Raw genomic sequence first — 22,247 nt, 5'->3', positions numbered from 1 at the left:
CGCCGGGACGCCCCTGCTCTTTCAAGGTCCTTCGGGACCTACTCGATGTTGATCTTGAAGGTGCTGGTCGTGTTCTTGATGTCCTGGGCGTTGCCGCTCATCCGCAGGTTGCGGAAGGTGGCCTCGCCGACGGCGGGACCCTGGCCGGGCTCGGGCAGCTCGTTGGCCCAGATGCCGAAGCCGGACTTGGCGTCGAAGGCGTCCCCGCTCTTCTTGGAGTTGGTGATGGAGATGTCGGTGAAGATGGTGTCCTTCACCGGGAACTGGGCCTGGCCGCCGACGTAGTTGGTCTGGAACATGACGCCTCCGTAGGTGGAGTCGTCGATGTCGACGTCGTTGACCCGGATGCCCTGGAACACCTTCGAGGCGGAGAACGCCCAGATGGCGGGGAAGACCTGGGAGCCCCAGAAGTGGCCGCCCGTCCGGTCCAGGGAGACGTTCTCGACGGTCGTGGGATCGGTGCCGAAGCCGTTCATCGGGTAGCCGAAGTCCAGCGAGGAGATCGTGATCCCGGAGTAGACGAGGGTGTCGGCGACGCGGATGTTGCGGAAGGTGTTGGCGTAGCCGCCGTAGACGGCGATGCCGGCCGCGCGCCAGGTGAGGGTGGAGGTCAGGTTCTCGTAGAGGTTGTTCTTCTCGTCGGCGCCGCCGGCGTCGATGGCCGAGAAGAGCGCGAAGCTGTCGTCGCCCGTGGCGCGGGCGTCGTTGTTGACGACATGGTTGTCCGTGGAGCCGTTCGTCATGTTGATGCCGTCGGCGAACGTGTCACGGATACGGGAGTTCGAGATGGTCATGTTGTCGGTGTTGGCGCCCCAGTAGAGGCACACCATGTGCTCGGCCCAGATGTTGTCGATGGTGATGTCCGAGACGTTGGAGAAGTCGAACACCTTGCCCGGGCCGTCGATCCGGGACGTGTAGTTGCCGAAGTAGGCGAAGCCGGCGAACGTCGAGCCGTTGGCCGTGGACTCGGCCCGGAAGCCGATGTCGGTGTTCTCCTGCGAGGCGGGGGCGTGGAAGCGGGTGAACCAGGGCCCGGCTCCTACGACCTTGACCGCCTTGCCGTAGACCTGGAACTTGCTGGAGGTGTCGTAGTCACCGGCGGGCAGGTAGACGCCGACGAGCTTGCCCGTGGTGTCCATGCGGACCTTGTCGAGGGCGTTCTGCACGTCCTGCTGGGTGAATCCGGCCGGGACCGTGTAGGCGGCCGGGTCGGGGTTGGGGTTCGCCGTCGCCTGTTCGGTGTTGACGAAGTCGACGGCGTAGTAACTGGCGGTGTTGGCCGCGTCCTTCTGGAGGCGGATCCTGGAACCGGCCGGCACGGTCTTGCCGAGCAGCAGGTTCGCCTCGTCGTAGATGTGGCGCGGGGCGCCGGAGCCGGGCGAGTTGCCGGGCGCGGTCTCGTTGCCGTAGAGCCAGGCGTACTTCGAGGTGAGGTCGATCGCCTTGAGGAACTGGCCGTCCACGTAGACGTCGAGGGTGGCGTCGGTGCCGTCGGGGATCGCGAAGCGGGTGACCAGGGTGTTGGTCGCGGCACGGGTGGTCCACTCGACGTACTCGCCGGTGGCGTCGAGGGTGACCGCCTTGCGGCCGCTCGCCTCGCCCGCGAGGTCACCGATGGTGCGGTTGGGTCCGACGACCTTGGCTCCGCCGCCGACCGTGCCGTCCTCGGCCTCGTACATGTCGTACGGCATGTCGGCGCCCCGGCCGACGAACAGGTTCTGGGTGGTGGTGTTGTTGGTGCGCTTGACCGGCAGTTCGTTCGCGTCGTCGGCGATCACCGTCTGGACGGTGTACTTGCCGTTGACGGCCGTCCAGGAACCGAGGCTGATCGGTGCGGTCGTCCGGCCGGAAGCGATCGTGCCGTTGTAGGAGCCGCTGAGCGTCTTGACGGTGGCGCCGTTGGCGTCCTTGACGGTCAGTGTGACGCCGTGGGCGCCGGCGGCCGAGTCCACCGTCCCCTGGTTCTTCAGGGCGACCGTGAACGCGACGGTGTCACCGGCCGAGGCGCTGGAGGGCGTCCAGGCGACCGGTGCGGCGACCAGGTCGGAGCTGGAGACCGGCTTGACGACGAGGGCGTCGGAGCGGGTGAAGGTGTTGTTGCCCTCGTTCTGCTCGATGACCTTGTTGGACGGGTCCACCTCGGCGCCGAGCGGGTAACTGCCCGCGTCCCGGCTGCCGATGCTCGCGGTGACCGTCGTCGAGGCGCCGGCCGCGAGGGCCGGGACGTCGGCCGTGGCCGCCTTGGTGCCGCCGAGGGTGAAGTTCAGGTCGGTGGCCTTGGCCGCCTTGCTGCCGCTGTTGGTGACGGTCGCGGAGAGGCTGATGGCGTCCGACTCGACGGGCGCGGAGGGCGAGTTGGTGATGCCGGCGACCTTGAGGTCCGGGTTGGCGGCCGGGGTGCCGATCACCTGGAGCTCGGCGACCTGTCCGCCCGGGGCGCCGGTGTTGGAGGCGAACCTGAGCTGGATGTCGGCGGCGGCGCCGGAGACCGGGATGGTCACGGTGTTGCCGGTGGCCGGGTTGAACGTGTAGTCCTTCGCCGCGACGAGGCTGGTGAAGGTGGTCGCGTCCTGGTCTCGGCCGAGCACCTGGATGTTCTGGGTGCGGGTGGACCAGGCCGGGTCCGGGTTGAGCTTGACGACGACCTGGCCGAGGTCGGCGTTGGCACCCAGCTTGGTGGTGAGGGTGGCCGGGTAGGCGCCGCCCGCGCTCTCCCAATAGGTGCCGATCTGGCCGTCGTTGGCGTTCGCGGCGACATAGGTGAAGGTGTACGAGGAGGCCTCGATGGGCTTGCCCTGGGCGAGGTCGGAGCCCGCGCCGGAGCCGGGCCGGGTGACGCTGTTGCTCGCCACCGACACGTTCCCGGCGGCGTCCTTCGCCTTCACGTAGTAGGTGACCGTGGCCGTCGCCGGCGGGGTGTCGGTGTACGTCGTCACGTCACCCGCCGCGCTCTTGACGAGCTGGTCGTTGGCATAGACGTCGTAGCCGGTGACCGCCACGTTGTCGCTGGACGCCTGCCAGGTGAGCTTCACGTCGCTGCCGGATTGCGTGTAGGCGAGGTTGCCGGGTGCCGTGGGGGCCTGGGTGTCGCCGGTCGCCCCCTTGCGGGTGACGCTGTTGCTGTTGGCGGAGACGTTGCCCGCGGCGTCCTTGGCCCGCACGAAGTACGTGACGTCGGTGCCGGCCGGCTGGGTGTCGGTGAAGGTCAGGACGTTGCCCGCGACGCTCGCCCGCAGCTGGCCGTTGGCGTAGACGTCGTAACCGGTCACGCCGGTGTCGTCGGTGGCCGCGCTCCAGGTCAGCCTGATCTGCCCGGTGGCCGGCTCGGTGTAGGCCAGGTTGGCCGGGGCGGTGGGCGCCTGGGTGTCGCCGGTCGCCGGTCCGTAGACCTCCAGCTCGGACGCCTGCCCTGCGGGCCAGCCGTCGTTGGCGGTGAACAGCGCCCGCACGTACCGCGTGGTGGTCGCGTCGAAGGTGACGGTCGCCGACTGGTCGTTGGAGCTGTTGAAGGCGTACGCCTTGGACGCCGTCAGGTCGGTGAAGTTCTGGTTGTCGGTGGAGCCCTGGATCTTGAGCGTCTGGTTGCGGCTCGGCCAGCCGCTGGGCAGCCGCAGCGTCACCTGGTTCACCTGGACCGAGGAGCCGAGGTCGACGTTGAGCCACTGCGGGAAGGCGTTGTTGGTGCTCTCCCAGTAGGTGTTGCGGTTGCCGTCACCGGCGTTGGCCGCGCCGTACACGTCGGCGTGCCCGCTCTCGCTGAAGGGCTTGCCCAGGGCGAGGTTGGGGGTCGAGGCGGCGGTCGTGAGGACCTGCAGCTCGGCGAGCTGGGCGGTGCCGGCGACCGAGTTGGCGCTGAAGTCGGCCCGGACGTACCGGGCGAGGGTCGCGGGGAAGGAGACCTTGACCGTGTTGTCGTTGCCGGGGCTGAAGACGTACTGCGCCGTCGACTTGAGGGTGGCGAAGCTCTTGCCGTCGGCGCTGCCCTGGAGCGCCAGGGTCTGCTTGCGGGTCTGCCATTGCTCGGGCAGCCGCAGGACGACCTCGCGGACGCGCTCGGTCCGCCCGAGGTCGGTCTGGACCCACTGGGCCGACTTCTTCCCGGCCTGCCAGTAGGTGTCGGTGTCGCCGTCGGTGACGTTGACGGCCGCGTGTGCGGTGCGGGCGCTGCCTGCCGTGGTCGCCGCGTCCGCGGCGGCGTTCGGGCCGCCGGCCGCGTGTGCGCCGACGGCCGGCAGGCCCAGAACCATGACGGCGGAGGCGAGCACAGCGGTCGCTGCGCGGCGTCTCCGGGATCTCGGCTTGTGTCGAGTCATGCGGGGTCACTTCCTGCGGAGGCTCGCGCGCCGGTGGGGCGGCGAGGGCGGCTCGTTCCTGGCGGAGTGGTGCGGCGACTCAATACGCAGACTTTTGCATTGTTTCATCGAAATATTGCAGAGCGATGTGAACCCGTCTACTGCCAGGACTGCACAAATTTCACCAGAAGCACCCACGCATCGCCCGCTACCAGAGGGGCGGGCAGGAAAGCCGCACCCCGAACTTGCGCCTCATGACGCAAGTGAGCGCAAAAAGCGCAAATTATTGCAGGGAAGCACGACGAACGCCCCCGGACCTCGGCGGGTCCAGGGGCGTTCGGTTTGCTGTCGGCTGCGTCGTGGTCAGCCGCGCGGGCGCTCGAAGGTCAGGAGCAGGCCCTCGACGGCTCCGGGACCTATGCGGCCCTTGACGTCGGCGGAGGTGATGGCCTTGAGGGCCCAGCCGTCCTCGGCGTGCTTGTTGAGGACCTTCTCCAGTTTGTCGCTGTCCAGCGCGTCGCCGATCAGCGACTCCCGGAACGTGACGACCTTGTACTCGTAGGCGTAGGCACTGCTCATGACTGCGGGGTCCTCCTGCCGGCAGAGCCGGGTCGGGGTTGGAATCGGCCAGGGCCAGCCAATCATCCCCGGGTGCCGTGGCGCAGCGCAGGGCCCGGGTTTCGCTGCTTCAGGGGCGGTCCACGCGGAAGTGGTAGCAGCCGTACTCGACGGCACGCACGTGCACTTGGGCGGTTGCGGAGTCGGCGAAGGCCTCGGCCAGCGCGTGGGCGAACGCCGCCTGGGCGTCGTCGGGAAGCTCCAGGAGGCGACCGCCGGTGATGTGCCCCCGGCTGTCGTAGCGGCGCAGGACGCGCAGTGCGCCGGGGCGGGCCCAGGGGTAGCCGGGGTGCTCGCCGGCCGGGCCGCCGCAGTCCTCGGCGTGGACGAAGACCGGCCCCTGCTCGTCGTAGGCCCCGGGGTCGGCGCCGGTCCGTGCCGCCCAACGGCGCAGCGGGGCGTAGGAGAGCAGGGCGATCCGGTCTCCCACGGTGCTGGATCGCAGGCAGCAGCGCAGTGGCGCGCCGCCTTCGTCGTCCGCGTACGGACTCGGCGGCTTCCCGGCGTCGTCGCGGACGCGGAGTTCCCGGAGGGTCGCGGAGGGGATGGGGACGGGCGGGAAGGTCGTGGTCATGGTGTTCAGCGTGGCGCGGGGCGACGCGGGGCGCTGGCGGGTATCGGACCCCGATGTCCGTCCGGGGACGGCCGTGCGCCCCGGAGCGCGAAGAGGCGGGCCGGGGCGACCCGGCCCGCCTCTTCGAGGGGAACTTCACTCTTCGGGATCGGTGCTCGTCAGGGGAGCTTGATCAGCGAGTAGTCGTCGCAGTAACCGGCAGCCGAACCGGAGTTCTTGTAGCAGTAGACACCGGCGGAGGTGGTGGAGACGCCCGTGGTGAAGAAGAGGGGCTGCTGGGCGTAGGACGTGGTCGAGGCCCGCAGGTACGTCTCGGTACCGCCGAAGCTCTTCACGCCGACCGCGACCTCCTCACCGGCCGTGGCCACCTTGGCCCAGCCGACCAGCAGATAGCTGCCGCTGGAGGTGAGACCGCTGACGGTCTGGATGGCGCCGCTGGCACTGACCCCGGTCTGGAGCGCGTAGGTGCCGGAGCGGGCGTTGGAGGCCACCACGCTCGACGCCGTACCGGTGGACTGGGCCCAGGGGGTCAGCGCGCCGGTCTCGTAGCCGGGGTTGGTGATCGCGTTGGTGGCGGAGGACAGGGGCTCCACCGCGAGGTCGTCGCAGTAGCCCGCGCCGCTGCCGCCGGCGTTCTTCCAGCAGTAGACCGTGGCCGTGGTGCTCGAAGAGCCGGTGGTGAACAGGACGGCCGCCTGGCTGTACGACGTCGTCGCGATGTTGGTGTAGGTCTCCGTCCCGCCGAAGTTCTTCACGCCGATGGCGAGGGTCTCGCCCGCGGTGGCGACCTTGGCCCAGCCGGTCAGCAGGTAGGTGGTGCTCGGGCTGAGGCCGGTGATGGCCTGGTTGGCGCCGCTGCCGCTCGCGGCTGTGGTCAGCGCGTCGCTGCCGGTGTGGGCGTTGGCCGCGGTCACGGACGAGGAGGTGCCGCTCGCCTGGGTCCAAGGGCTCAACGCACCCGTCTCGAAGCCCGCGTTGGAGAGCAGGTTGCCGCCGGTGCCGTTGTACGCGCCGATGTTGGGGGCGGCCGTGGCGGAGACGGCGTTGCCGAAGGCGTCCTGGCCGCCGTTGGAGCTGATCACCGTGCCGGCCCGGATCACCGGGGAGGAGGCGTGCACCTGGTAGGCGTTCTTGCCGGTGTACGACGACGAGGTGTTGGCGTTGCCCGGGTTGCGGAACTCGGGGTCGGTGGTCACCTTCGCGGCGTCGGCGGGCTCGCGGGAGGGGTGGTTGCCGTAGAAGAGGTTGTTGGAGTAGGTCGAGGTGCCGGTGGTGGTGAAGTAGTTGCCGGAGCCGTAGTTGAAGACGGCGTTGTTCTGGAAGGACAGGGCGCCGCTGATGGAGGTGCCGGAGCGGGAGTACAGGATCGGGGTGGACAGGCCGTCCCGGACGGAGAAGGTGTTGTTGTAGAAGAGCGGGACGGCGCTGGAGCTGCCGCTCTGGTTCGGGACGCCGCCCACGAAGTGCAGGACTCCGCCGCCGTGGGTCTGGGTGCCGGAGGTGGGGCAGCCGGAGTTGCTGCCGTCGTTCTCGCTGATGTTGTAGCGGACCACCGTGCCGTCGCTGGGCACCGTCGAGGTGGGCTCGTTGGCGATGGTGAAGGGGGGCATCACCAGCAGGAAGCCGCCGAGGTTCTGGTGGCTGTAGTTGTACTGGAAGGTGGTGTTGTGGTTGCCCCAGTCCACGTCGAAGCCGGTGCCGTCGGCGCCGTTGACGTGGCAGTACACCTCGTTGTTCTGGACGACGGTGTTGCTGCTGCCGGACATCCAGATGCCGGCGGAGGCGCCGTTGCAGTACTGGCCGGACGGCGGGCAGGTGGACTTGGCGCCGCCGTAGCCCGCCTTGTTGCCGTCGATCAGGGCGCCGTCGTTCTTCACGACGAGGATGTCGTCGGCGCCGTCGTAGGTCATCGTGTTGTTGCGGATGACGGTGTTCGTGGTCAGACCGGTGCCCTGGCCGTCCCCGTCGGGGGTGACGGCCACCGCTATGCGGTCGACGTGGTCGAAGGTGTTGTTCTCGATCACCACGTCGTCCCAGGTGGAGACCGGGGTGGTGTGGTCGGTCTGGACGCCGACGCCCGCGTTGGTGGAGTACCAGCCGCCGCCGTAGCCCGCGATGTTGTGGATGTACATGTCGTGCACCCGGATGTGGTGCAGGACGCCGCCCGAGCTGTTCTCGGCGAGGACGCCGGAGCGGTAGGCGGGCGAGGAGGCGTTGTCGATCAGCTCCAGGCCGCCGATGTCCCAGTACTGCTGGTTGAGCAGCTTGATGACCGCGCCGGTGGCACCGGCCGCGTCGATGACCGGCTTGGCGCCGGAGCCGTAGGCGCCGATCGAGATGTTGCTGCCCGAGGTACCCGAGCCGCCCGGGGTGAGCTGGCCTGTGCAGGTGGTGCCGGCGGCGAACAGGATGCTGTCACCGGCGGCGAAGGTGGTGCTGTTGACGCTGCCGACCGCGTTCCATGGACTCGCCTGGGTGCCGCTGCCGTTGCCGGAGGCGGAGCAGTCGACGTAGTAGGTGGTACCCGCCGCCATGGCGGACTGGACCGGGAGCACGAGGGCTCCCGCCAGGGTGGCTAGCAGGGCCAGAACGCGTGCTGCCCGGCGGACCGGACGCGTCGGTCTGCGACTCTTCATCGCGACGCTCCTTGCTGGGTGATCGAATCCTCCGCGCCACGGGTTGTGACGCGGTTTCATGTGCACCGGGCGCGACGCCGAGGGGCTGCGGATGCGTCCGGAATCCGTGGCCGCCGTGCTGCGGCAGCGGAGCCGAGCAGGTCGGGCGAAGTGTGTGTGGGGGGGAGGAACGGCGCGACCAGCCGCGATGGCGCCGCAGACGGTCCGCGGGCCGTCGCGGCGCTTCCGGCGGAGCGCTCAGCGCGCGGCGAGCGCGTCCGCGACGGTGGTCTCCAGTACGGGGGTGGACGTCTCCAGGACCGAGGCGTGCCGCATGCCCGGCGGGAAGGAGAGGGCGACCGGCTCCCACGCCACGCCGTCCCTGCTGCGGGCCGCCCCGTAACGTCCTTCCAGGAAGTGGTCGAAGATCATGATCCATTCGTCGCCGCGGCGGAACAGCGACGGTCCCTCCACCAGGGAAGGTGTCACCGGACCCGCCGGCGCGGCGTACGGGCCGCCGGGGCTGCCGAAGGTGGTCAGGTGGATGTCCTTGTGCGCGGTGTCGCGGTCGTTGACCCCGCGCTCGTCCTTGAAGGCCATCACGAAGCCGCCGCCGTCCAGTTCACGGACGGTGGCGTCGATGACGGAGTGGCCCGGGTCGAAGAAGACGCCGGGTGCGGAGTAGGTGCGGAAGTCCTGGGTGGTGCAGTGCCAGATCCGGTGGTCCTGGCTGATGTGCTCGAAGTCGCGGCCCTCGGCCGTGTGGCCCGGTTCGACGACGGACGACCAGATGAGGTGGTACAGCCCGGTGGCGCGGTCCAGGAAGAACTCCGGGGCCCAGGCGTTGAGGGCGCCCGCCACCCGGGCCATCACCGGCACCAGCCGCTGCTCGGACCAGCTGACCAGGTCGGCCGAGGTGGCGTGGACGATGTACGGGCTCGTCCAGCCGTCGGTGGCCAGCAGATGGAACAGACCGTCGGGGCCGACCCCGATGAACGGGTCCCGCAGCCGTCCGGTACCGACGGTCCCCCGCAGGACGGGGCGGCCACCGTTCACCGCCGCGAACTCCTCGCCGTCGTGACTGTAAGCGAGGTGCAGCGCCTCGTCCGCGTCGGTGAAATAGGAGACCACGTACATCGGTGGGGGTCCTTCCGGGATGTCGGGACTGGTGGCGGCAGGGCATGGCGGAACGGCCGGACGACGGTGCGGGGCACGGCGCCGGGGGGGTGAACCGGTGTGCGGGGGTCAGGACTTGACGGCGCCGGCGGACAGGCCGGCGACCACGTGACGCTGCAGGAAGACGAAGATCAGGAACAGCGGCAGGACACCGAGCAGGGCGGCCGGGAAGAGGGTGGTCGGCTGCACCGTGTGCGGGTCGATGAACGAGTACGCGTTCACCATGACCGTCCGCTTGTCGGGGTCCTGGAGGAACACCAGCGGGACGATCAGGTCGTTCCACACCTGGAGGGAGACGAAGGTCAGCAGCGTGCTGGTGATCGGACGCAACAGCGGCAGGATGACCGTGAAGAAGGTGCGCAGCGCCCCGCAGCCGTCCAGCGCGGCGGCCTCCTCCAGGTCCGGGGGGATCGAGCGGATGAAACTGGTGTAGAAGAACACCGCGACCGGCAGGAACATCGCCGTGTAGACGAAGACCACGCCCGCGTAGTTGTCCAGCAGGTTCAGGTCCCGCATCAGCAGGTACAGCGGTGCCACGACCACGAAGACCGGCACCGAGGTGCCCACGATGAACAGCCGGTACACCCAGGTGGACCAGCCCTGGGAGATGCGGGCGAGCGGGTAGCTGGCCAGGGAGCCGAGCACGGTGATGCTCAGGCACGACAGACCGGTGATGAGCAGGGTGTTCAGGGCGCTGCGGCCGTAGTGGATCTGCGAGAAGGCGGCGGAGAAGTTCTTCAGGGTGAAGGTGTGCGGGATGCCGAGCGGGGCGCGGGCCACGTCCGCCGCGGTCCGCAGCGAGGTGAGCACGGTGAACACGAAGGGCAGCACGAACACCAGCACGCCGAGGCAGAGCAGCACGGTGCCCAGGCCGCCGAGGATCCGGCGCCGGGTGGTGCCGGAGCGGACGGGGGCGGCGCCGGCCCGTGGCCGGGACGCGGAGGGCCGGGTGTCGGTCTTGGTCTTGGTCTTGGGGGGCAGGGTGTGCGAGGTCATGGTCGTATCCGCCCGTCAGATTCGTCGCTCGCGCAGGCGGAGCAGGGAGGAGGTGGCGCTGGACAGGACGACCACGGTCACCAGGAGGAGTACGGAGATGGCGATACCGAGGGCGAACTTCCCGCCGCCGAACACGTTCCGGTAGACGAGGGTGGTCAGGGTCTCGGTGGCGCCGGCCGGGCCGCCGTTGGTGAGCACCAGCGGGAACTCGAAGACCTTCAGGGAACCGATGAGGCTGAGCGTCACGTTCACGGTGAGCGCCGGGGCCAGCATCGGCCACTCGATGGCGCGGAAGCGCCGCCAGCCGCCCGCGCCGTCGACCGCGGCGGCGTCGAGGAGTTCGGTGGGCAGGCTCATGTAGCCGGCCAGGAAGATGGCACAGGAGTAGCCCGCGAACATCCAGATGTTGACGGCGGCCACCGCGTACAGGGCGGTGGAGGTGTCGCCGAGCCAGACGTGCTCCAGCGAGTGCAGGCCGACCAGGCCGAGGAGGGCGTTGATGCCGCCGTCCGGGGCGAACAGGTACGACCAGATGAACGCGGCCATCACCGGTGACACCAGGGTCGGGGTCAGCAGCACCACGCTGAGCGCCTTGCGGACCTTCGGCCGGCGGAAGAGCAGGCTCGCGAAGAGCAGGCCGAGGCCGTTCTGGACGACCACGACGACGGCCGCGTACAGGACGGTGTGCCACAGGGCGGCGGTGACGTCCGGGTCGTCGGCCATGGCACGGTACTGCTCGGTGCCGACGAAGTGGGCGATCGGTCCGCCGAGGCTGTCGGTCATGCTCAGGTAGACGCCGCGGGCCAGCGGATACAGCATGAAGGTGGCGTATACGGCGATCGCCGGAAGCAGGAAGGCGGCCATGGTGGCGCGCCGGCGATGGATCACGGGGGTCCTCCTCTTGCCCGGACGGCCGTGGCGGGGGCGGTCGGGAGCCGCCGGTCGCGCCCCGCCACGGTCGGCCAGGGGACGGGTTACTTCGCGGACGCCGCGGTCTGGATGTCCTTGAGGGTCTGCGCGGCGGACGACTTGCCCAGCAGATAGGCCTGGATCTTGGAGCCGACTGCGGTCTCGGCGGTCGCGCCGTACCAGGAGTTGGAGGGCAGGATCCGGTAACGGCCGTCCTTGAAGGCCGTGGTGAACGCGGTGGTCGCGGTGCTCTCGGGCGTCGTGCCGCCCGTGAACGGCGACTCCGCGTGCTCTGCGTCGAGGTACTTGGCGAGGTTCTCGCTCTGCGACCAGAAGTCCACGTACTCGCGGGCCGCGTCACCCTGCTGCGACTGCGAGTTGACGGCCCACATCGTGCCGGAGAAGAGCATCCCGTTGGGCTCGGTGCCCGCGGCACCGCCCGGCCAGGGCGCGAACGAGACCGGGAAACCGGCCTTCTCGACGTTGGAGACCTGCCACGCGCCCTGGTACCAGAAGGCGCTCTTGCCGGCGCTGAAGTTCTGCGGGCCCTGGGACCACTCGTCGACGCCGAGTTCGTTCTTCCAGTCGACGTAGCCCTTGTCCTCCAGGGTCTTCAACTGGTCCAGCGGTCCCTGCCAGTCCGGGTCGAAGGAGGCCTTGCCGCCGAGGAAGTCGGAGTCCCACTGCTTGTTCTTCTGGTAGACGACGGTCGATCCGCTCGCCTGGAACACCGAGCTGCCGGTCCAACCCGACTTGTCGGGAAGGGAGATGGGGTTGATGCCGGCCTTCTTGAGCTTGGCGAGGTCGGTGAGGAAGGTCGGCCAGTCGGCGGGGACCTCGGTGATGCCGGCCTTCTTCAGCAGGTCCATGTTGGCGTACAGGCCGATGCCGATCAGCTCCATCGGCATGGCGAGGGTCTTGCCGTCGGTCTGCGCGAAGGGCTTGGCATCGGGGGCTATCTTGCTCGCCCAGGACTCCTGGGACAGGTCGGCGAGGTAGCCGGAGGCACCCCACTTCTTCATCTTGTCCGTGTCGACCATGATCACGTCGCCGGCCTTGCCGCCCAGCAGCTCGGGCTGGAGCTTCTGGACGTAGGTGTCGTTCGCCGTGATGTACTCGAAGTCGATCTTTATCTTCGGGTGAGCCTTCTCGAACGCCTTGTTGATCTCCGCGACGTTCGCCGGCTCGGCACCGCCGCCCTTCCACGCCTGGACGTGCAGGGTCACCGTGCCGTCACCGGACGCGCCGCTCGACCCGCCTCCGCACGCGGCCAGCGACATCGCCATGGCCGCGGCCACCGCGGTGGCGACCGCGACACGTCTCCCGGAACGCTTCATTGCACACCTCACCCATCGTCGGTACGGACCGACTTGTCATGTCTGAAGGGGTTGATCCGGTCGGCCTGCATCCGTGTGGGTACAGCGCCGATACGGCGGAAAGGAGGTCGGTGGACCCGAGTTGCGGCAATCGTTTCGTGCCGATGGCCGGGAACTGTAACGCAAAACTTAGGCGACATCTATACGTAACTTTCTGTGGCCGACGCCCGTAGTCCCGGCGGTCGCACGGCCCAAGCCCACACGGGGTTTCACTCGGGATCGCCCCAGCCTTATCGTTACAGTTTCCTGGAAGTTTCCCGGAGTACCATGGTTGGGTGAGCCGGCACGACGGAGTTCCGGTTCGGCCCATGTGCCGTACAGGCAGGAGGAGTTGGAGTGGCAGAGCGGGTGACCATCGCGCGGGTGGCCGCGGAGGCCGGCGTCTCCGCGATGACCGTGTCCAACGTCATGAACGGCAAGCCCGGCGCCTCCGAGGAGACCCGCCGCCGCGTCATGGAGGTCGCCGGCCGCCTCGGATACCGGCCCAACGTCTCGGCACGGAACCTCAAGGCCAGCCGCACCGGACTGATCGGACTCATCGCCCTCGACCTCACCAGCCAGTACGGGCTGGAGATCCTGCGCGGCGTCGCCGACGAACTGGCCGACGCGGAACAGGAGTTGCTGGTCAACGCCTCCTACCACGACGCCGTACGCGAGAAGGACCGCATCGAGTTCCTGGGCCGCGGCCTCGTCGACGGCGTCCTGATGATCGCGCCGGTCCTGGAGGACGAGACGGTCGAGCTGCTGCGCCGCCAGACCCTGCCCTGCGTCATCATCGACCCGCGCCGCCTGGACGTGCCCCTGCCCCGGCTGACCGTCGACAACTACCACGGCATGCGGCAGGGCACCCAGCACCTGATCGACCTCGGCCACACCCGCATCGCCTACCTCCGGGGCGAGGAGGACCTCGAAAGCACGTCCGTCCGCTTCCAGGGCTTCGAGGACGCGATGCGGCTGGCCGGGCTGGAGGTGGACGCCCGCATGGTCGCGTCCTGCGACTTCTCCTACGCCTGCGGATTCCGCACGGCCACCCGCCTGATCGCCGACCACGCCCCCACGGCGATCGTCGCCGGGGCCGACCTGATGGCGCTAGGCGCCGTCGACGCCGCGCGGGCCCACGGCCTCAAGGTTCCCGACGACTTCTCGGTCGTCGGCTTCGACGACCTCCCCCAGGCGGCGCAGAGCTTCCCCGGCCTGACCACCGTGCGCCAGCCCCTGCACGACATGGGCCAGAAGGCGGCCCGCGCGCTGCTCTCCCTCGTCGAGGGCCAGAAACTGCTCATGGATCACATCGAGGTCGGCACCCAACTCGTGATCCGCAACTCCACGGCCCCACCCTCCGCCACCGCCGCCTCCTGAGCGGATCGAGACCGGCCCGGCCGGACGTCTTTCGGTCGACCGATCCGGCGCGGACGGCGGCGCCCTCCCAGCCCGCGGGAGCCGCGCCGGGGACGGGCCGGTGCAGGGGGCAGGCGGTTCCTCAGTCCGCCGGCCGGACGTCGGTGGGTGTCGGGCGCGCGGGCCGGAGGGTTCCGGAGGGCAGTGCCCACACCAGGCCGAGCAGTGCGCCCGCGGTGGCGATCCAGAGGGTGGGGCGCAGACCGATCGCCGAGCCGAGCCAGCCGCCTGCCAGTGCGCCGACGGGGCGGATGCCGTAGCCGAAGAGGCGGGCGGCTCCGGCGACGCGGGATCGCAGGGTGTCGGGGATCAGCGACGCGGTCAGGGATCCGCCGGCGATGTCCAGGAGCATGACGCCGAATCCGGAGCCGAACTCCGCCAGCAGCAGGCACGTCGCCGTGGCGAGAACGGGGCCCTGGGCCAGCGGGACCAGCACGAGTGGCGCCGGGAAGGCGAAGAGGCCGAGGAGTGCCGCCCGTCCGGTTCCGAGCCTGCGCACGATCCTGCCCGTCAGCAGGGCTCCGAGCACCGAGCCGACGGCGCCGCAGCCGAGCACGGCGCCCAGGAGGCCCGGGCCGAGTCCGAGTTCGGTGGTGGCGTAGAGGACGAAGACGGCCTGGAAGGCGAAGTTGAACAGGTTGAGCGTGGTCACCGCCCCGTAGTAGCCGCGCAGGATCCGGGACCGGCCGAGGTGGCGGAAGCCGGCCGTGAGGCCGCCCTCGGCGTGGGTGGCGGCCGGTGGTTCGACGGGGTGGATACGGGACAGTTGCCAGGCCGACGCCAGGTAGGAGGCGGTGTCGGCGAGCAGCGCGACGGGGGCGGACAGGAGTTGCACCAGCAGTCCCGCGGCACTGGTACCGCCCACGTAGGACATGGCCCGGCTGCCGTTGAGCAGGGAGTTTCCCTCGACGTAGCGGTCGGCGGGCACCAGGGAGACGAACAGCGCGGCGTTGCACACGTCGAACAGCACGCTCAGGGCGCCGGCCGTGAACGCGACCGCGTAGAGCTGGCCGAGGCCGAGCAGGCCCAGCGCCCAGGCGACCGGGACCGAGGCCAGTGTCAGCGCCCGCCCGAGGTCTGCGGCGATCATCATGCGCCGGCGTCGCCCGCTGCGGTCCGCCCGGACACCGGCGTGGACGGAGAACAGCAGGTTCGGCAGGAGCCCGGCTGCCGTCAGCCACCCCATCTGGGCCGGGCCCGCGTCCAGGGTCAGGACGGCGAGCAGGGGCAGGGCGATCTGGGTGATCTGGTCGCCGAAGAGCGAGACGGTCTGCCCGGTCCAGTAACGGCGGAAGGCCTGCTCGCGTAAGAGGGCGGGCAACCGTCCGGCCGGGCTCACGCGTGCGGTTCCTGCGTCTCGTCGTGGGTCGGCGTGCCGAACTCCCGTGCCGGGTGGCCGAAGTGGACGTACGACACGCGGCGGGACGCGGCGGGACGCTGTTCCGGATCCTCGGTGCGGCGGAGGTAGGGGCGGAGCAGTTCCCACACCTGCTCGTCGAGTTCCTTGAGCTCGGCGGCGGTGACGAAGATCGTGGCGTCGCCCAGCGGTGCCGCCTCCTGCCAGTCCGCGGGCTCGGTGTGCCGGTTCTCCAGCCAGCGGGTCGCCTCGGTGAAGTACCGCTCGACGAGCGCGAGGCTGAGCGCGGTGGCGGCCTCCCGCACCTCGGGGTCCGCCGTGTAGCCGGGCCAGGAGGTGGACGACGCCGTCGCCCGCCAGGGTTTCTCCCTGCCCTGCCCTTCGCCGGTCTGCTCCGCGAGCCCGTACTTGGCCAGCATCCGCAGGTGGTACGAGCAGCCGGCCACCGACTCCCCCGTCAGCTCGGCCGCCCGGGTGGCGGTCATCGCGCCTTCCCTGCGCAGCAGCCCGATGAGCGTCAGGCGGAACGGATGGGCGTACGCGCGGAGCGCACGCGGGTCGGTGAGCTGTCGCCGGTCCATGATGTAAAGGTATCTTTCTAAAGAAACCTTTACAAGCGGCCGGTCCTGGCGTTACTCACGACTTATGTTGTTTTGATCACTTTTATCCCTTCGGTGAGCAGGGTATTTGTGTTACTCATGAGATGTGCGGGAGAGGGTTCTCCGGACCCGCCCGCATGGACTCGGGAAGATCTGCCGGTACGCGCCGGAGTCAGCGAGCTGTGTGAGCTGCATGGACCCCACACCCTCCTCTGCTTCGCCGTTCGACACGGTCAGCGGCGCCCTGGGGGACTACATCCCGAAGGGCGGAGCGACGGTGGTGGGCAGGCAGCACCCCCTGGGGGCCGACAGCGAGGCCGAGGACGGGGAACAGATTCTCGCGGTGGTCGGTCTCCGCCCGGATCTGCGGATCAGCGGCTCCAATCTGGACGCCGCCCCGTTCGCGGGGGTGAGCGCCGCGCCGGGCACCGCCTTCGCCGATCTGCTGCCGCCCGGGGACGTACCGACGGTCACGCAACGGCTGCGACGGGTCCTGAAGACGCGGGAGGCGCATGTCGCCCGGGTCCAGCGGCTGCTGCGGGACGACGGGACGGAGCTGGTGGTCTCGATGAGCATCCTGCCGGCCGCACCGCCGCAGGAGGGCCTGACCGTCTCGCTGATCGCCATGGCCAAACGGCTGCACCTGTACGCCTCGGCCACCGCGATCGGCACGTCCCTGGACATCGGGGAGACCGCCCAGTCGCTGGCCCAGTCCCTGCTGGCCTGGGGGGACGTGGCCGCCGTCAACCTGGACTACGCCGTGTGGACCGGCGAGGCCGTCACCGAGCAGGCGCAGGACCGCATCCGGCTGCGGCGCGCGGCCCTGGTGCCGGACCGGGCCTGGCCCGAGGGGTATCTGACGCCCGGGGACAACCTTCCCCGTGAGGCGAGCCGTCTGCTGGCCGGCGCGGTCATGCGCGACGACGTTCCCCACGCGGTCGTCATCCCCGACCGTGCGGCGATCGAACGGGTCCTGGGCGATCCGCTGCTGGTGCGGGCCCTGGTGCCCGGCAACCGGCCGGTGAGCGTCGCCTGCATACCGCTGGTCGTGGAGGGACCGGAGGGCGCGCCGAGGCCCATCGTGCTGGGCGTGACGGAGGTCTGGCGGCGCCCGGAGTGCCTCTTCGGCGACGCCGAACTGCTCGACCTCCAGGAACTCGTCGCCAAGACCGCCCGGCACGTGGACCTGGCCCGCCAGCACCAGCGTGAGCACGCCCAGGTCCTGGCGTTGCAGCGGCGGCTGCTGCCGCGGGCCGGCAGCGACACCATCGAGGTCGCCAGCGTGTACGAGCCCACCACCCCGGACAGCGCGGGCGTCGGCGGCGACTGGGTGAACAGCTTTCCGCTGCCGGGGGACCGTACCGCGCTGGTGGTGGGTGACGTCGTGGGGCACGGGCTGGGGGCCGCGGCGGCCATGGGCCAGCTGAGCATGGAGGCGCGGGCGCTGCTGTCGGCGGGACTGGGACCCGGGGAGGTGCTGGAGCGGCTGGACGAGACCGTCACCCTGCTGGACGACACGGACGCGGGCCTCGCCGCCGGGTACAGCGCGCTGGGCTCGACGTGCTGCATCGCGGTCTACGATCCGGTCGACCACAAGGTACTGATCTCCAACGCCGGCCACCTGCCCCCGCTCCTGGTGCATCCCGACGGCTCCGCGGAGACGGTCGCGGCACAGCCGCACCCGGCCCTCGGAGCGGAGTTCGTCGTACGGGAGCCGTTCGAGGTGCACGAGTTCGCCGCGCCGCCCGGTTCGCTCCTCGTCCTCTACACCGACGGCCTGGTGGAGGATCCGGCGGCCTCGATCGACGACGGCATCGGCCGGCTGACGGACGTGGTGCGCGACGTGCATCCCTGGGACGATCTGCAGCAGGCCGCGCGTCGCGTGGTCGCCCGGCTGGGTCCGCAGGAGCCGCTGCGCGACGACGTCACCCTGCTGCTCGCGCGGATGGCCGGGCGCCGCGGCCGGGACACCGCCACCTGGCGGCTGCCCGCCCGTGACGACACCGCCGCCCGCGCCCGCGCCCTGGCCTCGCCCCTCCTGCGCCGTTGGCACCTGGGCGAGCAGGCCCGGGACGGTGCGCTGCTGGTGGTCAGCGAACTGGTCACCAACGCCGTCCGGTTCGGCACCGGGCCGGTGACGGTGCGGCTGGTGCGCGCCGGGAACCGGCTGACCTGCGAGGTCGGCGACACCGGCAACGGCCGGCCGCGGCTGCGCCGCGGTGACCCGCTCGACGACGGCGGGCGGGGCCTGCACGTCGTCCACAAACTGACCACGCGCTGGGGGGTTCGGTGGACCGACACCGGCAAGGCCGTCTGGGCGGAACTGGAGGGATAGCGCCGGTGCCGCGCCGAGAGCGGCGGCCCTCGGCTACAGCCACTCCCCTTCCAGGGCCGTGGCCGTCAGCCCGGGCGCGGCGGCGTACAGCACCGTGCGGCTGCCGGACTTCTGTCCCGCGTCGTGCGCGCGGCGCAGGATGTCGAGTACGGCGGCACCGCCGCGGTTGCCGGTGGTGTAGCTGTCCCGGCTGTGGGCCAGCAGGCCCTCCGGCCAGGTGTCGGGCATCGTCTGCTCCATGTACTCGAGGACCCGCGTGCCGCCGGGATGCGCGAGCAGCAGATCGGGATGCCAGGGCTGCCCGTCGTCCCGGTGCCGCGCGCCCAGCCACTCCCACATCGCGGCCACCGTCTCCTGTACGGCGCGCGGCCCGCGCCGGTCCATCACGAAGTGCGTGCCGTCCTCCCGGGTCTCCAGCCGGTGCAGGTCGGTGGTGCCGGGCAGGGTGTGGTGCCAGGCCGCGTCCAGGCGCAGCACCGACTCCGGCCGGGGGCGGCCGGTGACCACCACGGCGACCGCGGTGTCCGCGAAGAGCAGCCGCACGATGAGTGACTCCAGCGTGTCGTCGGCGGGCTGGTAGGTGGTGCTCAGCGCCTCCGATATCACGACCAGCACCGCCCGGTCGGGGTCCGCGGCGACCAGGTCGGCCGCCAGTGCCAGCGACCGGGTGCCGGCGATGCAGGCCCACTGGGTGGCCGGCAGCAGCAGGACGTCGTCGCGCAGCCCGAGGCGGTTGAGGAGGGAGAGGTCAAGACCCGGCAGGGCCGGGGTGGTGGAGTGACTGGTGATCAGGCAGTCGACGTCGGTGGTGTCCAGTCCGGCGGCCCGGAGGGCGTCACGCGCCGCGCGTTCCCCGTACGACTGCACGGCCGCCCAGGCCGGCGCGGTGCGCTCCTGGATGGTCTGCGGCGCCGGTATCGCCTCCAGCGCGGCGATCACGCGGTTCACCTCCTGCTCGGTGAACCCCTGGTGGGCCAGTGCCGCACGGGCCGGGCCGGCGCCCGGAGTTCGCAGGCCCGTCCCGCCGCCGGGCTCGGTGGCCGTCTCCAGCGGCAGCATCCAGCCGCGGGTGTCGATCCCCGTGCTCCCGGCGATGCCGTCGATCCGGGAGAGCCACGGCGCCTGCGGGTGCCGTCCCCGCACCTCGGCGAGGATCTCGCCGGTCTTCACGGCATGTTCGCCTTGTACGACGGCTGGAGGAGTCAGATAGGCGCCCATAGCACGCATCTTTCACAGAAAGCCAGTAAATGAGTTAAGTGTCCGAAATAGGACTTGTTGACCAGGGCTGAGGTCAAGACACCGTCATTGCAATGTACTTCGCATTCGACAACCCCGGGGTTTCCCCATGTCCCCCGAAAGCCACCCCAGTTCCTTCCGGCACTTGCGCGACAGGAGCACACAGCCGCCCGGCATAGATCGTTGCCGAGCAAACCCCTTGCGCCTTAGGGAAGTTGAGCGCCGTACGAATCGGGCAGCGGCCCGAGACCTACGCCACCCATGAGGTGCGTCACAGTCGCGCCGGGCGCGGGTTGGCCAACCGGCGGGCGGCCTGGGGCTCATGGGGTGTGCGACGGCGCACTTTTCGAACGAATCGCGCCACCCCGCGCTCCTCACATGCTTCATCACCTCCGCCGGAGATCCCGACGTCAGCCCCGCGCACCGCGGACCGCCCGCACCGAGTCCGGCCGCGCCTCTGGCGGACAACGCCCACGTCGGAGACCATGGCGCCCTGCCCACCCGGCCGCTCCCCCAGGAGGCGGCACCCCGGACGACCGGCGCATACGGCTTCCCCCGACCTCCAGGCCGCACACCGTGCGACCGTTCGAACCGCTCTCCCCGCTCGCGACCCGTCACGGCCGGGTCCGCGGTGCCCATCGAGGAGTTGCCGAAATGTCCTACGATGCCTCTGATTTACCCTCAGACTGGTTTCCCGATCCGCCCCCGGACCGGTTCGCCCACGACCGTCCGTCCCCGACCTGGTCGACCGGCGAACAGCCGTACGACGTCTCCCCGACGGGCCCTCGGTCCGGAGCCCACCGCACCCTGCGCCTGCTGCGGCGGGCGCACCGCTGGCACCGGCGGGTGGCGACCGTCACCGCGCTCGGCTACTTCGCGGCCTTCCTGACACTGACCGTCAAGGCACCGTCCCTGATGGCCCGCCCCGGCCCCGGCGGGCTGCCCACCGGACTGGTCCTCGCCCTGGTCCAGATCCCCGTGACCTGGCTGGCCGTCCTCCTGCACGAGGCCGCCGCGCACCGCTTCGTGGATCCCCTGGCGCGGCGCGCCCGCCGTCAGACGGGCGCGGCCGGCGCGGACCGGGAGCAGGCGCCGTGACCGGGTTGGGCGGCTCCGCCCAGTCCTGGTCCCTCGTCGCGTTCTGCTCGGTCGTCGCCCTCACCCTGCTGCTGTGCGTGCTCACCGGCCCGGAGGCGGACGACCTCGCGGAGTTCTACACCGGCTACCGGTCCCTGTCGCCGTTGCGCAACGGGCTGGCCATCGCCGGCGACTACATCTCCGCCGCCACCGTCCTCACCATCGGGGGGATCATCGCCCTGTGCGGCTACGACGGCATCGTCCTCGCCCTCAGCGCACTGCTGTCCCTGCTGTTGCTGATGTTCCTGCTGGCCGAACCCCTCCACAACACCGGCCGCTACACCATGGGCGACGCGCTGGCCCGCCGCCACCCGGCCCGGTCGGTCCGCGTCACGGCCTGCGTGGTCACCCTCGCCGCACTCGTCCCGATGATGGTCGTCCAGCTCGCCGGCGTCGGTGAACTCCTCGCGTACGTCCTCGGGTTCTCCGACACCGGCATGCAGAACGGGTGCGTGGCAGGCGCCGGTGTCCTCATGATCAGTTATGCGGCGCTCGGCGGGATGCCCGGCACCGCGCTGGTCCAGATCTTCAAGACCGTGGCGCTGCTCGGCTCGGGTCTTGTGGTGAGCGTGCTGATCCTGCGGACGTTCGACTGGCAGCCCCAGGCGCTGTTCCACGCGGCGGCCGGGCGGAGCGGGGCCGGTGACGCTTATCTGAGCTGGGGGCTGCAGTACTCCAGCAGCCCGCATCCGGCCCTGGACATGGCCAGTACCCAGTGCGCCATCGTGCTGGGCGGCGCCTGCCTGCCGCACGTCACCATGCGGATGTACACGGCGGGCACCCCGCGCCAGGTCCGCCGGGCGATGTCCTGGGCGGTCTCGTCGGTGACCCTCTTCATCCTGATGCTCACGCTGATCTGCACCGGCGCGACCGCGCTGGTCGGTCACGAACGCATCGCCGCGGCCGACGCGCACGGCACGACCGCCTACCTGCTGGGCGCCCGCGCCGCGTTCGGAGCGGATCTGTCCCGGCCGGAGAGCCTGCTCTTCGCCACCGTCACCACCGCCGTCTTCCTCACGCTGCTCGCCTCCGTCGCGAGCATGACACTGGCCTGCGCCAACACCCTCGCCCACGACCTGACGGCGTCCCGCGCCACTCCCCCGGCACCGGCCAGGGAACTCACCCTCGCCCGGTGCAGCGCCCTCGCCGTGGGCATCCCCACCATCCTGCTGGCCGTCCTCGCCCAGCACCGCAGCCTCCAGCCCCTGGCGACGGTCTCCTTCACCCTCGGCGCCTCCGCCATCGCCCCGGCGCTCCTCTACACCCTCTTCTGGCGCCGCTTCACGCGCACCGCGCTGCTCGCCACCCTCGTGGTGGGCTCGCTGACCGTGCTGGCCCTGGCCCCCGGCACCACCCTGGTCTCCGGGACACCGCTGTCCGCCTTCCCCGACGCGGACTTCGCCTGGTTCCCCTACAACACGCCCGCGCTGGTCTCCGTGCCCGCGGGCTTCCTCGCCGGCTGGCTCACCACAGTCCTGGCCGGCCGGCGGTCCGCCGACCGCGAACGCAACCGGTACGCGTCCCACGAGCGCCACCTGCTCACCGGGCAGCCGCCACGCCGCTCGGCCCGGTAGAGGGCCGAAGGGCGGCGCACCGCGGGTGCGGCCGGGCGGAGCCGTGGCCCCGACC

Annotated in this window: 15 protein-coding genes; 4 read left to right on the top strand and 11 right to left on the bottom strand. The window is 70.5% G+C overall.

Annotation, left to right across the window (positions count from 1 at the left end; translation table 11 throughout):
* Window positions 1–38: 38 nt before the first annotated feature.
* The 8 genes from ACGF5O_RS27405 to ACGF5O_RS27370 form a co-directional block, all read right to left on the bottom strand.
* Entirely contained in the window at window positions 39–4,313 is a 4,275-nt protein-coding gene (locus ACGF5O_RS27405) for a discoidin domain-containing protein (RefSeq protein ID WP_393812525.1), read from the bottom strand.
* A 342-nt stretch (window positions 4,314–4,655) separates the two neighbouring features.
* Window positions 4,656–4,871 carry a DUF4177 domain-containing protein gene (locus ACGF5O_RS27400; RefSeq protein ID WP_089106991.1) on the bottom strand — a complete coding sequence of 72 codons (216 nt, stop codon included), beginning with the start codon at window positions 4,869–4,871 and terminating at the stop codon, window positions 4,656–4,658.
* A 109-nt stretch (window positions 4,872–4,980) separates the two neighbouring features.
* Window positions 4,981–5,484 carry a DUF1203 domain-containing protein gene (locus tag ACGF5O_RS27395; protein ID WP_393812524.1) on the bottom strand — a complete coding sequence of 168 codons (504 nt, stop codon included), beginning with the start codon at window positions 5,482–5,484 and terminating at the stop codon, window positions 4,981–4,983.
* A 158-nt stretch (window positions 5,485–5,642) separates the two neighbouring features.
* Window positions 5,643–8,120, bottom strand: a complete 2,478-nt coding sequence (locus ACGF5O_RS27390) for a carbohydrate binding domain-containing protein (protein ID WP_393812523.1) — start codon at window positions 8,118–8,120, stop codon at window positions 5,643–5,645.
* 237 nt (window positions 8,121–8,357) lie between these two features.
* A complete protein-coding gene (locus ACGF5O_RS27385) occupies window positions 8,358–9,236 on the bottom strand; it encodes a glycoside hydrolase family 43 protein (RefSeq protein ID WP_393812522.1) in 879 nt (292 codons plus the stop codon).
* Window positions 9,237–9,344: 108 nt separating this feature from the next.
* Complete coding sequence (locus ACGF5O_RS27380) at window positions 9,345–10,271, bottom strand: carbohydrate ABC transporter permease (protein ID WP_393812521.1); 927 nt, start codon at window positions 10,269–10,271, stop codon at window positions 9,345–9,347.
* 15 nt (window positions 10,272–10,286) lie between these two features.
* The gene (locus ACGF5O_RS27375) at window positions 10,287–11,159 is read right to left on the bottom strand and encodes a carbohydrate ABC transporter permease (protein WP_393812520.1); all 873 of its coding nucleotides are present in this window, start codon (window positions 11,157–11,159) and stop codon (window positions 10,287–10,289) included.
* Window positions 11,160–11,245: 86 nt separating this feature from the next.
* The gene (locus ACGF5O_RS27370; protein WP_393812519.1) at window positions 11,246–12,517 is read right to left on the bottom strand and encodes an ABC transporter substrate-binding protein; all 1,272 of its coding nucleotides are present in this window, start codon (window positions 12,515–12,517) and stop codon (window positions 11,246–11,248) included.
* Window positions 12,518–12,892: 375 nt separating this feature from the next.
* On the opposite strand from ACGF5O_RS27370, the gene ACGF5O_RS27365 reads away from it, so the two are divergent.
* Entirely contained in the window at window positions 12,893–13,915 is a 1,023-nt protein-coding gene (locus tag ACGF5O_RS27365) for a LacI family DNA-binding transcriptional regulator (protein WP_393812518.1), read from the top strand.
* Between the two features lie 121 nt (window positions 13,916–14,036).
* Here ACGF5O_RS27365 and ACGF5O_RS27360 read toward each other — a convergent pair whose 3' ends face one another.
* Window positions 14,037–15,275, bottom strand: a complete 1,239-nt coding sequence (locus tag ACGF5O_RS27360; protein ID WP_393812517.1) for an MFS transporter — start codon at window positions 15,273–15,275, stop codon at window positions 14,037–14,039.
* Between the two features lie 14 nt (window positions 15,276–15,289).
* Entirely contained in the window at window positions 15,290–15,892 is a 603-nt protein-coding gene (locus tag ACGF5O_RS27355; protein WP_393812516.1) for a winged helix-turn-helix domain-containing protein, read from the bottom strand.
* A gap of 211 nt (window positions 15,893–16,103) precedes the next feature.
* On the opposite strand from ACGF5O_RS27355, the gene ACGF5O_RS27350 reads away from it, so the two are divergent.
* Window positions 16,104–18,245: a SpoIIE family protein phosphatase gene (locus ACGF5O_RS27350; protein ID WP_393812515.1), complete on the top strand. Its 2,142-nt coding sequence runs from the start codon at window positions 16,104–16,106 to the stop codon at window positions 18,243–18,245.
* A gap of 33 nt (window positions 18,246–18,278) precedes the next feature.
* Here ACGF5O_RS27350 and ACGF5O_RS27345 read toward each other — a convergent pair whose 3' ends face one another.
* Window positions 18,279–19,463: a type III polyketide synthase gene (locus tag ACGF5O_RS27345; protein ID WP_393812514.1), complete on the bottom strand. Its 1,185-nt coding sequence runs from the start codon at window positions 19,461–19,463 to the stop codon at window positions 18,279–18,281.
* 672 nt (window positions 19,464–20,135) lie between these two features.
* Between ACGF5O_RS27345 and ACGF5O_RS27340 the strand changes: the two genes are divergently transcribed.
* Window positions 20,136–20,579 carry a DUF485 domain-containing protein gene (locus ACGF5O_RS27340; protein ID WP_393812513.1) on the top strand — a complete coding sequence of 148 codons (444 nt, stop codon included), beginning with the start codon at window positions 20,136–20,138 and terminating at the stop codon, window positions 20,577–20,579.
* Entirely contained in the window at window positions 20,576–22,192 is a 1,617-nt protein-coding gene (locus ACGF5O_RS27335; RefSeq protein WP_393812512.1) for a cation acetate symporter, read from the top strand. Before ACGF5O_RS27340 ends, ACGF5O_RS27335 begins: the two co-directional genes overlap by 4 nt.
* Window positions 22,193–22,247 lie beyond the last annotated feature (55 nt).

The sequence above is a fragment of the Streptomyces sp. NPDC048291 genome, assembly GCF_043201715.1.
GTDB lineage: Bacteria > Actinomycetota > Actinomycetes > Streptomycetales > Streptomycetaceae > Streptomyces.
The sequence above is the reverse complement of the archived record's forward strand: the minus strand, read 5'-3'. Positions and strand labels throughout refer to the sequence as shown.